Source organism: Pseudomonas japonica, assembly GCF_900188455.1.
Taxonomy (GTDB): Bacteria; Pseudomonadota; Gammaproteobacteria; order Pseudomonadales; family Pseudomonadaceae; genus Aquipseudomonas; species Aquipseudomonas japonica.
On the sequence record NZ_FZOL01000008.1, the window covers coordinates 129,025 to 142,524 of the forward strand.

Below are 13,500 nucleotides of genomic sequence, written 5' to 3' on the forward strand. Positions count from 1 at the left end.
TACAGATAGGTGAAAAATGCCCCCTCGTACCCCTCATTCCGGCCATGCGCTGCTCGCCTTGCTCACCACCCTGTTGATCGGTCTGGCGCCCGTCGCCTGCGGCCTGATGGTGATGGCCTGGCAGGTGAACAAGCAACTCGACGATTCCACCGACGTGGTCCTGCGCGAAACCCGCAAGGGCATCGACAGCCTGCTCGATGCCCTGCACGGCGCCAGCAACAAGGTGCTCAACCTGGCCGAATTTTCCTGCGAGAAAGCCCTGCCGCACCTGCACAGCGAGGTGGTGGCCAATCCGGAGCTGCGCTCGCTGACGCTGGTCCGCGAGAACCGCGCCTACTGCAGCACGCTGCGGGGCGAGTCCGGCCTGCTGGTCGATCCCGGCGAGTACTTCAACCATCGCCTGCGCCTGGAGCCGGGCAACGACAATACCCCGGACTCGGCGATCCTCTACTACCGCCTGCAGGAATACCCCTACGGCGTGCTCGCCGTGGCCGACGGCAAGCTGCTGCAGCGCGTGCTGCAAGGCACCCGCCAGCCAGACAGCGTCAGCCTGCAGTTCGGCCCGATGCTGATCGGTGCCAGCGGCGAGGTCATCGACGCCAACGGGCAGGCGCCGACGCCCTACCGCAGCCAGGTGTCACCGCTGTACGGCTATACCATCCACGTCAGCTACCCGCCGGGGCATGCCGCCGGCCAGCTGTGGGAAAGCAGCCTGAGCATCGCGCCGTCGTTGCTGCTGGTGGGGCTGATGACCGCTATGGGCAGCTACTGGGCGATGTACCGGCGCCGGCGCACACTCAGGCACCTGGTCTGAAATGCAAAAAGCCAGCTTTCGCTGGCTTTTTGTTGGCTACCGGGAACCGATCAGTCGGTGCTCAGTACACCCCGACGCACCTGATCCCGCTCGATCGACTCGAACAGCGCCTTGAAGTTGCCCTCGCCGAAACCATCGTCGCCCTTGCGCTGGATGAATTCGAAGAATACCGGGCCCATCAGGGTTTCCGAGAAGATCTGCAGCAGCAGGCGCTTGTCGTCCGGGTTGGACGAACCATCCAGGAGGATGCCGCGGCTCTGCAACTCGTCGGTCGGCTCGCCGTGAGCCGGCAGACGACCTTCGAGCATTTCGTAGTAGGTTTCCGGCGGCGCGGTCATGAAGCGCATGCCGAGCTTCTTCAGGGCATCCCAGCTCTTGAGCAGGTCGTCGGTGAGGAAGGCCACGTGCTGGATCCCCTCGCCGTTGAACTGCATCAGGAACTCTTCGATCTGCCCGGCGCCCTTGGACGATTCCTCGTTCAGCGGAATGCGGATCATGCCATCCGGAGCGGTCATGGCCTTGGAGGTCAGGCCGGTGTACTCGCCCTTGATGTCGAAGTAGCGAATCTCACGGAAGTTGAACAGCTTCTCGTAGAACCCGGCCCAGTAGGTCATGCGTCCGCGATAGACGTTGTGGGTCAGGTGATCGATGATCTTCAGGCCGGCACCGGCCGGGTTGCGCTCGACCCCTTCGATCCAGTTGAAGTCGATGTCGTAGATCGAGCTGCCTTCCTCGAAACGGTCGATCAGGTACAGCGGCGCACCACCGATGCCCTTGATCGCCGGCAGGCGCAGCTCCATCGGGCCGGTTTCGATTTCCACCGGCTGCGCACCCAGTTCGAGGGCACGCGCGTAGGCTTCGTGGGCGTTGCGCACGCGGAAGGCCATGCCGCAGACCGACGGGCCATGCTCGGCGGCGAAGTAGGAGGCGACGCTTTTCGGCTCGTTGTTCAGGATCAGGTTGATCCCGCCCTGGCGATACAGGTGCACGTTCTTGGAACGGTGAGTGGCGACCTTGCTGAAGCCCATGATCTCGAAGATCGGCTCCAGGGTGCCCGGGGTCGGCGATGCGAACTCGATGAATTCAAAGCCCATCAGGCCCATCGGGTTGTCGAAGAGATCTGCCATGTTCGTATTCCTCATCATCAAAACGGTTCAATAACGTTCGTTACCAGGCGGTCGATGCGAGTGAACGTGGAGGCGCGCAGGAGATGCCGCGAGTGCTGCGGGCAAGGTAGTCACCAAGAATCAGCTTGAAACCATGACACTTCATAGAAGACCCATTTTCGGCGGGCTTGATTCCCCGCGAGACGGAGAACCTTATTATTGTATGCGTAACCAGATTCTACAGTGCGTAAATCCATTTGTCGCGTGTCCTGTCAGAGTGTGGCCCAACTGACTCATCGTGGGCGCGCGCCCGCTCGCGAAAACCGTCGCAGAACCCGACTGACGCTATGCTGTGCGCAAGCCTTCACGGACCTGGCGCATGCCCCTGCACAAGACCCGCCATCGCCGCCGCACCCTGCGCCGCCTGCTGCCCTGGCTGGTGGGCATGCTGCCGGTGCTCTGCGGCCTGGCGATCATGCACTGGCAGGCCCAGCGCGAACTGGAGGCCCGCGCCCTGAACAGCGCGCGGCAGGTGGTCGAGCATCTGGAACAGTTGCTCGACAACGCCGCGAGCGCCGCCAACGCCCTGCTGCCGCTGGCCGGCAAACCCTGCGCGGACGTGACCCTGGCCCTGCGTGAACAGGTGACCCGACGCCCGTTCGTGCGCTCCACCAACCTGATCCATGCCAATCACCTGTACTGCAGCTCGCTGTTCGGCGACTTCAGCGAACAGGTCGATCCCGCCGACTACACCGCCGGCAGCCTGTGGCTGATGGACGGCAATTCGGTCACCCCCGGGCATCCGCTGCTGGTCTATCGGGCCAGCGACGGCGAGCGCGCGGCCATCGCCACCATCGACGGCACCCACCTGACCACCGCCCTGCGCCTGATCGCCCCGGACATCGAACTGCGCCTGCAGGTCGGCAGGCACTGGATCGACCGCGAGGGCAAGGTCAACAGCACTCCGGTACCGGGCTACACCGTCGCCGACCGGGTCCTCGCCTCGCAGCGCTACGCCTTTTCCCTGCACAGCGGTTTCGCCGCCGACTACACTTGGCGCCTGATGCGCAGCGAATACCCGGCGCTGTTCGGCCTGCTGCTGTTCCTCGGCGCCAGCGCCGGCGCCGCCTGCCACTGGCAACTGCGGCGTGCCTCGTCGCCGCGGGCCGAGCTGCAAAGGGCCCTGGAAGCCGACGAGTTCGTCGCCTATTTCCAGCCGGTGGTGCGCCATGGCGATTACCGCTGGTCCGGCGCCGAGGTACTGATGCGCTGGCACCATCCACGGGAGGGCCTGGTGCGCCCCGACCTGTTCATTCCCTTCGCCGAGCACAGCGGGCAGATCGTGGCCATGACCCGGCGCCTGATGGAGAAGCTGGCCAGCGACCTCGCGCCCTGGGCGGAACTGTTCGAGGACGGCTTTCACCTGGGCATCAACATCACCGCCGCGCACTGCCAGGACCTGACCCTGTGCGACGACTGCCAGGCCCTGCTCGACGCCTTCCCGCCGGGCCGCCTCACCCTGACCCTGGAGCTCACCGAACGCACGCCGATCACCCCCAGCGCCACCACCGACACGCTGTTCGAGCGTCTGCACGGCATGGGCGTGCTGCTGGCCATCGACGATTTCGGCACGGGCCAGTCGAGCCTGAGCTACCTGCGCCAGTTCAAGGTGGACTACCTGAAGATCGACCAGAGCTTCGTCGCCATGATCGGAGTCGATGCCCTGTCGCTGCACATTCTCGACAGCATCATCGAGCTGTCCGGCAAACTCGGCCTGGGCATCGTTGCCGAGGGCGTGGAAACCGTGGAGCAACGGGACTACCTGGCCCGCTTCGGGGTCGACTACCAGCAAGGCTACCTGTTCGGCCGCCCCATGCCCCTGAACGACTTCATCAAGGCCCTTGCCGACCAGCCCCGGGCCGCGGCGGTTGCCCAACCGGCGCCGCCCCTGAGATCATGAGCGGCCAATCCTTCCCCCCGCTTTACTGTTGTTCGAGGCCCCCTTGTCCAGAGGCATTGCTTTATCGGTGATGGCATCCTGCCTGTTCGCCGTGATGTACTACTACACCTCCCTTCTCGCCCCGCTCGATGGCGAGGAAATCTTCGGCTGGCGCATGCTCCTGACCCTGCCCTGCGCCACCCTGTTCATGATCGTCACCCGCGACTGGTCACTGGTGACCGGGCTGCTGCGCCGGGTGCGGCAGACACCCGCGCTGTTCTTCGGTCTGTGCGCGACCTCGGCCCTGGTAGGGGTGCAGTTGTGGCTGTTTCTCTGGGCACCGCTGCAAGGACGCAGCCTGGAGGTGTCGCTGGGCTATTTCCTGCTGCCACTGACCATGGTGCTGACCGGTCGCCTGGTCTACGGCGAACGCCTGTCACGCCTGCAGAAAGTCGCGGTCGCCCTGGCCGCCGCCGGTGTCGGCCACGAGCTTTACCAGCACGGCAGCTTCGCCTGGGAGGTGCTGGTGGTCGCGGGTGGCTATCCGATCTATTTCGTCCTGCGCAAGCGCCTGCGCACCGATCATCTGGGCGGCCTGTGGACCGACATGCTGCTGATGTCGCCCGCCGCCCTGTATTTCGTGATCAGCGGACCGCTCAACGCCAATGACCTGGCCACCCACCCGCAGCTCTACGGGCTGATTCCGCTGCTGGGGGCGATCAGTGCATTGGCGTTGATCAGTTACCTGCTGGCGAGCCGGCTACTGGCGTTCAGCCTGTTCGGCTTGCTCAGCTATGTGGAACCGGTGCTGCTGGTGATGGTGGCCCTGGTCCTGGGCGAAAGCATCGCCCGGGACCAGTGGCTGACCTACCTGCCGATCTGGTTGGCGGTCCTGGTGCTGGTCGTGGAAGGCGTCACGCACTTGCTGCGTCAGCGTCGACCGGCTGTTTGAGCCGGACCTGACGCACCCGGCGCTCCTCCACCGCGACCACGGTCATCGACCAGCCTTCCCAGTCGAGCTGGTCGCCGACCATCGGCAGGCGGTCCAGCAGGCTCATCACCAGCCCGGCGAGAGTCTGGTAATCGTCCGTCGGCTTGGCGGCGAAGCCGGTCTGGGCCTGGATCTGGCGCAGGTTGAGCGCACCGCTGACCAGATAGCCGTCCTGCTCGGCGACGATGCCCGGGCCTTCCACCTCGCTGGCGTCCGGCAGCTCGCCGGCGATGGATTCGAGGATGTCGGTCATGGTCAGCACACCAGTGAAGTCACCGAATTCGTTGACCACGAAGGCGATGTGGGTCGACTCGGCGCGCATCTGCTCCAGGGCGTTGAGGATGCTGAAGCTCTCCAGCAGGTTCAGCGGCGCGCGCATCAGTTGCTCCAGGTCCGGCTCGCCACCGGCCAGCAGTTCCTTGAGCAGTTCCTTCTTGTGCACGTAGCCCAGCGGCTCCTCGATGCGGCCGTCGCGGATCAGCGGCAGGCGTGAATACGAGGAGTTGACCAGCGCCTCGCGGATCGCCTCCGGCGCCTGCGCCAGGTCGATGGCATCGACTTCGGCACGTACCGTCATCACCGTCCTGATCGGCCGCTCGGCAAGGTTCAGCACACCGCTGATCATCACCCGCTCGCGGCGGTCGAACAGCACTTCCTCGCTGCCCTCGCCCACCAGGTCGGCGATCTCCTCGCCCACCTCGTCAGCTTCCACCCGGCGTCCGCCCAGCAGACGCAGCACGGCATGGGCGGTGCGCTCGCGCAGCGGCTTGTGCTGCTGCAGGCTGCGCTTGCGCCGGGCCCGGGCCAGCTGGTTGAACGCCTCGATCAGCAACGAGAAACCGATCGCCGCGTACAGGTAGCCCTTCGGAATATGGAAGCCCAGGCCTTCGGCGGTGAGGCTGAAGCCGATCATCATCAGGAAGCCCAGACACAGCATGATCACCGTCGGGTGGGCGTTGACGAAGCGGGTCAGCGGCTTGCTGGCGACAATCATGATGCCGATGGAGAAGATCACCGCGATCATCATGATCGACAGATGCTCCACCATACCCACCGCGGTGATCACCGCGTCGAGGGAGAACACCGCATCGAGCACCACGATCTGCATGACGATCGGCCAGAACGCCGAGTGCCGGACCGGCCCGCCGGCCTGCACCACATGGCCTTCGAGGCGCTCGTGCAGCTCCATGGTGGCCTTGAACAGCAGGAACACACCACCGAACAGCATGATCAGGTCACGTCCGGAGAACGACTTGTCGAACACCTCGAACAACGGCGCGGTGAGGGTCACCATCCACGAGATCGAGGCCAGCAGGCCCAGGCGCATGATCAGCGCCAGCGACAGACCGATCACCCGCGCGCGGTCGCGCTGATGGGGTGGCAGCTTGTCGGCGAGGATGGCGATGAACACCAGGTTGTCGATGCCCAGGACCAGTTCCAGGACAATCAGCGTGGCCAGACCCAGCCACGCGGTGGGGTCGGCTAGCCATTCCATGGATGGGCACTCATGCGGGAAGCGTCACGGGGACGGGAAACGAAGACAGGCCATGAAGGCCTGGTACTGGGGGGCTCCGAAGAGAAAGAAGTCATATCAACCTGAGATCAAAAAGGGACGTTGATCCTACAGTTGTAGCGGCGTTTTACTACAGGGAGAAAGTATTTCAATCTGTAGCAAGGGGTGATTGCTTCCCAGTTCCTCATCCGAATACCCCAACCCACACCGACAGCACCAGCACAGCGCCATCCCCCGGTTGAAGCGGCTTTGAAGGCTTGCCGGGGAATCGCATCAAGGCCGCCAAGTGCCTGCCTCGAGTCTTGCAGCGCCCTCCAGATCGAGCGCCGCCCGCGCGGCGCATCGCGGATGAATCCGCTCCCACATCTATTGCAACGTGCCATGGCCTGTGAGAGTTGAGTTGCCAGCCTTTATCTTGCGGCGATGCATCGCGGGGATGCTGTTGGGTTCGGCTCGGTATCGCGTCGTGCCAACAAGGCGGACAACCATGGCCTGTCAGGCATAGGTACGTTGCAACAAATGTGGGAGCGGATTCATCCGCGATGCGCCGCGCGGGCGGCGCTCGATCTCAAGAACACTGCACCTGTCACGGCAAGCACCTGGCAGCCTTGATACAGTTTCCCGCCAAGCCTTCAAAGTTGTGTAGTTACCCATACCTTCACGGGCAAACCACGCGCCTACGGGCAAAATGCACGCGGACCCGCAAATCAGGCCAGATGCGCCAGCTCCTCGCGACAGAAATCCACGAACAACTGCGCCGGCCGGGTCAATTGCACGCGCTTGAGCCGTGCCGCCACCAGTCCGGAGGTTTCCACCGGCTCGGTGATCTCCACCGCCACCACTTTCTGTCCGTCGTAGGTGCACTCGGAACTGGGCCGGGTGACCAGCAGGGAAAAACCGAAGCCCTGCCCAACCATGCCGCGGACCATTTCGATCGACGGCGAGCTGAAGACGATGTTCGGGGTCAGCCCCAGCTCGTTGAACAGGCTGACGAAGTAGGTGCGACTCGGCGCCACGTCCAGAAGGATCATCGGCTCCGGGCACAGGTCGCGCAGCGACACCTGGCTCTGGCTGGCGAAGCGGTGCTTGTGCGGCAGCAGCACATAGGGCTTCTGCGGCGGCATCAGCGGCTCGGTCTCGATGGTGTTGTCCAGGTAGTGATCGTAGAGGAAGGCCAGGTCGAAGGCGCCCGAGGTCAGGCCCTGGATCAGTTCCTGCTGCTCGCCATCGCGCAGGCGGATGTCGACGCCGGGATAGCGCTCGCGAAACCCGGCGATCAGCCGCGGCAGGTACAGCGGCGCGACAGTCTCGAACACGCCGATGTCGATCTGTCCGGCCACGGTGTCGTTGTCGGCCAGGGCGTTCTGCTCGAACTCCCGGGCCATCTGCAAAAGCGCCTTGGTCTTGCTGTAGAAGCGCTTGCCGCTGGGCGTCAGCGACACGCCCTGGGCGTGATGACGGATGAACAGCTGCACGCCGAAGCTTTCTTCCAGGCTCTTGATCGCCGTGGAAATCGAAGGCTGGGCAATGTACAGCTGGCGCGAGGCCTCGGCGACGCTGCCGGCCTCGACGGTGGTGACGAAATACTTGAGTTGCCGCAAGGTGTAGGAAGCCACGTGAACCTCTCCTGCCCGGCTGCCGGCTCCGTCCCGCAGCGTTCTGTCGTTGTGCCTGACACCTTAGCGCAGACGCAGCGCCCGAAGGGCGGCGGCAAACCAGCATTTTCCTGCGCAGGGAGCATATTTTTGCTGGGTTAGCGCGGATGACCGCTAGATCACCACCCTGGCCACCTGCTCCTGCAACAGCCGCGACACCCGCTTCAGCCCCTCGCAGGCCTCCCCCGTCTCCAGCAGGGTGCGGGTTCCGGTCGACGCGGCCGCGTGAATCCGCGTCATGCTGCGGTTGATCTCGTCCGCTGTGGCCGCCTGCTCCTCCGAGGCACTGGCGATCTGCAAGGCCATCTGGCTGACCGTGGCCGCCGAGCGGGTGATGCGCTCCAGGGCCTGACCGGCGCGGGCCGAGGCCTGTACCGGATGCTCGGCGGCGGCGACGTTGCTGCCGATCTGGCCAGCCGCCTCGCCGGCACCGGCCTGCACCCGCTCGATGATCCGCTGGATCTCCAGGGTCGACTGCTGGGTACGCATGGCCAGGCCACGCACTTCGTCCGCCACCACGGCGAAACCGCGCCCGTGCTCGCCCGCCCGCGCCGCTTCGATGGCGGCATTGAGCGCCAGCAGGTTGGTCTGTTCGGCGATGGCGGTGATCACGTCCAGCACCTGGGCGACGCTGGCGGAATCCACCGCCAGCTGGTCCACCACCCGCCGACTCTGCTGCAGCCCCTGGGCCAGCACGCCAATGGCATCGACCGTCTCGTCCACCGTGCCGCGCCCCTCGCTGGCCTGGCGCTCGGCATCCTCGGTGGCACGGGCGGCGACGCTGGCGTTCTGCGCCACTTCCTGCACGGTGCTGGCCATCTGGGTCATGGCCGCCACCACGCTGTCGGTTTCCGTCTGCTGCCGGGCCATGTTGTCCTGCGCCGCGCGGGTGATGCGGTCGAGGTCGTCACTGGCGCGGGCGATCGCCTGGCTGGCATCGACCACGCTGGCGGTGACGTCATGCGCGGCCAGCACCAGGCTGTTGAAGCTGCGCGACACCTGGGTCAGTTCGTCGCTGCCCTCCACCGGCAGGCGCAGGGTCAGGTCGGTGTGTCCGTGGGTGGCACGGGCCAGGGCATCGACCGTGTCGTTCAGCGGGCGAGTGATACTGCGCACCAGCAACCAGGCGAACAGCACCAGCAAGACCAGCGCCAGGCCAACCACCAGCGCCGGCAGGCGCAACACCAGATTCACCTCGTCGCGCACGTCCTGGGGATGGATGCCGCTGGCCAGTACCCAGCCCCAGGGCTTGAACAGCAGCACCTCGGAGACCTTGTACTCCGGCTCGCCACCGGCGGCCCGCGGGAACCAGTAGTCGACCGTGCCACGCCCCTGGCTGCGCGCGGTTTCGATCATCTCCCGGGCGAACGGCTTGCCGTGGACGTCCTTGAAGTCCGCCAGGCGCTTGCCGACCAGCGCCGGCGCGGTCGGGTGCATGAGCATGCGGTGGTCGAGGTCGAGCACCAGCAGGTAATTGTCGCCCAGGTAGCGAATGGTGCTGACCGCCTGCAGCGCCTGGCGCTGCGCTTCCTCCTCGCTCAGATGGCCGGCGCTGGCCTGGCGCTGGTAGTGACCGAGGATGTTCGACGCGGTGTTCAGCGCGGTGCCGACCCCGGCCATCTTTTCCGCCAGCAGGCTGCGCTGCAGGGTCAACCCCAGCCAGCCGCTCAGGCACAGGACGAACAGGGACATGCACGCCACCAGCAAGGTGACGCGGGAACTGATGCGCAGCGTTCTCAACCCGGACATGGAATGCCTCGTTCTTGTAATAAGTGATGGCAGGCTTGCCTGCGCCGGCAAACATACACTTATGTACTTTGATTTACGAGGCTGATCACGCGAAAACTGGCAATTATCTGTCGGATAAATCGGCACTCAACAGCCGCATCAACATTCACATCTGTTTTTCAGAGTCCGCAGGCGCCGGCCGTTCATCCGGGCGCACCAGGCGCAACGCCGGGCGCCCCGATGGCCGCGCCCGCGCCTGGCGCTTCTCGCTCAACTGGTGCAGTTGCGCCTCCAGGCGATTGGCTTCCCGGGCCAGTTGCCGCAGCGCCTCGACCAGCGCCTGCGCCGGTTCGTCGTCAGTGCTCGGCGGTGTGCGGCGCAGGCTGCCCAGCCAGGCCTGGCAATGCCGCAACAGGGTCTTGAACAGCATGTTTTTCATCTCCGGCATCCTGTTGGAGGTCACGCATACGGGCGTCCAGCCGCTGTGTCCCGGCCTGCAGCGCCTCGCTGGCGGCACGCGCCTGGCGCGAACGCCAGGCCGAGGTGAGGACCAGTTGCCGGGCATCCTCCAGCGCCGCGTCGAGTACCTCGATCCCAAGCGCCTGTGCCTCGCAGGCCACCACAAGCGACAGGCCGCGTTCTTCGATACCGCTCGCCGCCGCGCCGACGCCGGCCAAGGCCAGGTTGGCGTCATAGGTCTGGTCGCGCCCCTGCCGGGCCAACACCCTGACCTCCTGGCCGAGCGCCGCCGCCGGCATGGCGACCAGGGCCCGGTCCACGCTGCGCAGGGCCATCAGGGTGGCGCTGAGTCCGGCCTGCCCCCTGGCGGCCAACTGCAGCGACTGTCGCGCTTCGCTGCCCACCTGACGCGCGTCCTCGGTCAGTTGCTGACTCTCCACCTTGATCCGCTGCAAGGCCGCCGCGACCTGCTCAAGCGTGCCCTGTTGTTGTTGCAACGCTGTGTCGCATTCGGCGCTGAACAGGCTGACCTGATCGGCCAGCCCGGCCAGGCCTTGCAGCTCCCCGCGCATCTGGCCGAGCGCGGCCCTGGCAGCGCGCTGCGCGCTTGCGTTGCGCTGGCGCAGACGGCGCATCCGCGCGTGCTGGCGGCGCAGTCGCCAGCACAGGTGCCAACCCAGCAACAGCAGGACGAGCAGGACAGACAGCAGGAGAAACGTGAACGGATGGGTGAGGCCTGGCATACGGGCAGAAGGTCCTTCGACAGCTGCGCAAACGTGTGCGCCATAGTGTGGCGGCTTTTCCCGCGGTGCAGGTCCGCGCGCTGGCGGGGGATAAATGAATGCGCCGCGCGGATAAACGAAAGCCGTTCAGCACTGCCCCTGCTCGCGATAACGCCCCGGCCCGACACCGAACCAGCGCTCGCAGGCCTTGTTGAAGGCGCTCTGATGCCGAAAGCCGACCCGGTAGGCGATCTGCTTGAAGCTCAGCGCGCTGTTGCGCAGCAACTGGTGACTGTCGCGCAACCTGACTTCGTCGAGCAGGCGCAGGAAACCATGGCCCTCGCCCTCCAGGCCGCGGCTCAGGCGGTGCGGGCTGAGCAGCAGCGCCTCGGCCACCCCCGCCAGGGTCACCGGCCGGCCCAGGGCCAGTTGCTCGCCGATGATCCCGCGCACTTTCAGGCTCAGGCGATCGCCACCGACCTGGCGCTGCCAGCGCGCCAGGTACTGGCCATGCACCGCATGCAGCGCCGGATCGTGGCTGGCCACCGCCAGCGCGGCATCGGCGTGGCTGAACAACAGGGCGTTGCGCGCCGTGTCGTACTCGACCTGCGTCCCGTAGACCCGTTCGCTGGCACGACAGTCGACGGGGCGCGGATAACTCAGTTCGGCACGCAACGGACGAATCACCCGCCCCGGCACCAGCCAGCACAGCAGGCCCAGGGTAATCGCCGCCACCGCATCGATGAACACCCGCGACAGCGGCCGTTGCCCGGTGCCGCTCTGCACCCCGACCAGGCGCACGCCCTCGACGCGCTCCTCGACGAACAGACAGAAGCCGGTCCCGACCAGGTGGTGATGCTCGGCCAGGGCGACCAGCACGCTCTTGATGGTCGGGCTGGACATCAGCGCATAGCCCAGCGGCCCGAGATTGGCCGGATGGGCGTGATCGAAGGCACGCAGGCCGATGCCCGGATCACCACTGAGCAGACTGGCCTGCTCGAACACCCCTTCGACGGCGGCGAGAGGAACGAAAGCCGGCCCCGAGGCCGTCAACAGCGGTGCGCCAAGGCGCTGGCAGAGGTCGCGCACGGCGGGCTGGGAGCCGCCCAGGGCGGTGGTCAGGGCGGCAGCGAAAGCCCGCGAAACGGTAGGCATGAAGGAAGTCCGAAGAGCGAAAGAGTCGAGCGTAGTCCAGTCAGTCATACGACCACTGTCACGGTGTCTGACTCAATTGATCGTCGTCCGCTTCACAACCTTTAATGGCGTAAGGCTTTTCCCGAGCGCGGTGCAACGGCTTAGGGAAAACCATCAGGCGCGCACGGCGCAGGCAGTTGTCCGACCACTAAGCCCCACCGGCCCAGGCACGGGAACACAGCACTTGCCAACCAACAGACACCCCACCATCGTGCATCTGCAGGATAGTGATCCAGCAGCATTTCGCCGACACTCGCTACCAGGCCCTGCCAACGTCCCCCGTGACGCCCCGGTCCTTCTCGAACCCCTGACGAAACCAATAACAACAGTCGCACAGAGGTAGCCGCCAATGACCCGGCACGAATCCGCCACCGCCCGCCTGTTGCAGGCGTTCAGCGACATGACCCTGGAACTGCAGCGCCTGGCGCAGCACCACGATATCGAGGGTTTCCACCGCCCGGCCCTGGACTGCATCGGCCAGGTGCTGCCCTTCGCCAGTGCCTGGTGGGGTCGCGCCGCGCTGATCGACGGCCTGCCCGAAGAACACAGCTCGTACCTGTACAACCTGCCAGCCAGCTACCTGACGGACTGGCAGTCCATCCGCCACATCGATGTCACCGTCGGCCGCGTGCATGCACATCCGGGTCACTCGGTCATCGTCGACATGGCCGACCCGGCCAATGGCGCCGGGCTCAACTGGCTCGGCCAGCGCCATGGCATCGGCGAACTGCTCTGCGTGGTCTACATCGACCCGCAGACCCACCTCAGCGATCACCTGGCCCTGTACCGCGCCCCCGGCGCGGCGCGCTTCAGCGAGCAGGACCGGCTGCTGCTGGACAACGCCATGCTGCACCTGGTGGCCGCGGTGTCGGCCAACCATATCCGCACCCTGGTGGCCAAGCGCGAATCCCTCACCCCCTCGCGCAACCTGGCCCTGGCCGTGTGCGACCAGCGCGGCACCCTGCACTGCGCGGAAAAGGGCTTCGTCGATCTGCTGCTCGGCGAGTGGCCGGACTGGAGCGGTCCGCTGTTGCCCGTCGCGCTGGATCGCGGGCATGACGGCAAGCACCTGCAGATCGAAGCCTCGGCGGTCGGCGACCTGTTCCTCCTTGCCGCCCGCGCACGCACGCCCCTGGCGCAGTTGAGCCCGCGGGAGAACGATGTCGCCCAGGGCTTCGGCGAAGGCAAGACCTACAAGGAAATCGCCCGCGACCTGGGGCTGTCACCGAATACCGTGCGCCATCACATCCGCGCCATCTACCACAAGCTCGGGGTCAACGATAAGACCCGCATCGCCCACCTGCTGCACTCGCCCCCCGACTGACCTGAACCGCTGATCCGTACCCAGCGCCTCGCCGGCCTTTCGCCGGTGATGGCCG

11 protein-coding genes and 1 pseudogene are annotated in these 13,500 nt (G+C 65.7%); 4 read left to right on the forward strand and 8 right to left on the reverse strand.

Going from position 1 to position 13,500, the window contains the following annotated elements:
- Positions 1–16: 16 nt before the first annotated feature.
- Positions 17–814 carry a CSS-motif domain-containing protein gene (locus CHB99_RS12290; protein WP_084702953.1) on the forward strand — a complete coding sequence of 266 codons (798 nt, stop codon included), beginning with the start codon at positions 17–19 and terminating at the stop codon, positions 812–814.
- 50 nt (positions 815–864) lie between these two features.
- Here the strand turns inward: CHB99_RS12290 and hppD are convergent, their stop codons facing one another.
- Entirely contained in the window at positions 865–1,941 is a 1,077-nt protein-coding gene (gene hppD / locus CHB99_RS12295) for a 4-hydroxyphenylpyruvate dioxygenase (protein WP_042129281.1), read from the reverse strand.
- Positions 1,942–2,299: 358 nt separating this feature from the next.
- On the opposite strand from hppD, the gene CHB99_RS12300 reads away from it, so the two are divergent.
- Both CHB99_RS12300 and rarD read left to right on the forward strand, forming a co-directional pair.
- Positions 2,300–3,880 (forward strand): EAL domain-containing protein, encoded by a 1,581-nt coding sequence (locus tag CHB99_RS12300; RefSeq protein ID WP_042129279.1) that lies wholly within the window; start codon positions 2,300–2,302, stop codon positions 3,878–3,880.
- A 43-nt stretch (positions 3,881–3,923) separates the two neighbouring features.
- Positions 3,924–4,811, forward strand: coding sequence for an EamA family transporter RarD (gene rarD / locus CHB99_RS12305; RefSeq protein WP_042129308.1), 888 nt, complete (start codon positions 3,924–3,926; stop codon positions 4,809–4,811).
- Here the strand turns inward: rarD and CHB99_RS12310 are convergent.
- The 7 genes and pseudogenes from CHB99_RS12310 to CHB99_RS12335 form a co-directional block, all read right to left on the reverse strand.
- Positions 4,774–6,345, reverse strand: a complete 1,572-nt coding sequence (locus CHB99_RS12310) for a TerC family protein (protein ID WP_042129278.1) — start codon at positions 6,343–6,345, stop codon at positions 4,774–4,776. The genes rarD and CHB99_RS12310 overlap by 38 nt on opposite strands.
- 725 nt (positions 6,346–7,070) lie before the next feature.
- Complete coding sequence (locus CHB99_RS12315) at positions 7,071–7,979, reverse strand: LysR family transcriptional regulator (protein WP_042129271.1); 909 nt, start codon at positions 7,977–7,979, stop codon at positions 7,071–7,073.
- 153 nt (positions 7,980–8,132) lie between these two features.
- Positions 8,133–8,888 (reverse strand): methyl-accepting chemotaxis protein, encoded by a 756-nt coding sequence (locus CHB99_RS30570; RefSeq protein WP_428977841.1) that lies wholly within the window; start codon positions 8,886–8,888, stop codon positions 8,133–8,135.
- Positions 8,889–9,050: 162 nt separating this feature from the next.
- A pseudogene (locus CHB99_RS30575) lies at positions 9,051–9,767 on the reverse strand (cache domain-containing protein); the annotation flags it as partial.
- Positions 9,768–9,912: 145 nt separating this feature from the next.
- Complete coding sequence (locus CHB99_RS12325; protein WP_042129268.1) at positions 9,913–10,176, reverse strand: hypothetical protein; 264 nt, start codon at positions 10,174–10,176, stop codon at positions 9,913–9,915.
- On the reverse strand, positions 10,103–10,948 hold the full coding sequence (locus tag CHB99_RS12330) for a coiled-coil domain-containing protein (RefSeq protein WP_042129266.1): 846 nt from the start codon (positions 10,946–10,948) through the stop codon (positions 10,103–10,105). Before CHB99_RS12330 ends, CHB99_RS12325 begins: the two co-directional genes overlap by 74 nt.
- A gap of 126 nt (positions 10,949–11,074) precedes the next feature.
- Positions 11,075–12,082, reverse strand: a complete 1,008-nt coding sequence (locus CHB99_RS12335) for an AraC family transcriptional regulator (RefSeq protein WP_052419543.1) — start codon at positions 12,080–12,082, stop codon at positions 11,075–11,077.
- Between the two features lie 388 nt (positions 12,083–12,470).
- Between CHB99_RS12335 and CHB99_RS12340 the strand changes: the two genes are divergently transcribed.
- Entirely contained in the window at positions 12,471–13,445 is a 975-nt protein-coding gene (locus CHB99_RS12340) for a helix-turn-helix transcriptional regulator (RefSeq protein WP_042129264.1), read from the forward strand.
- Positions 13,446–13,500: the final 55 nt, after the last annotated feature.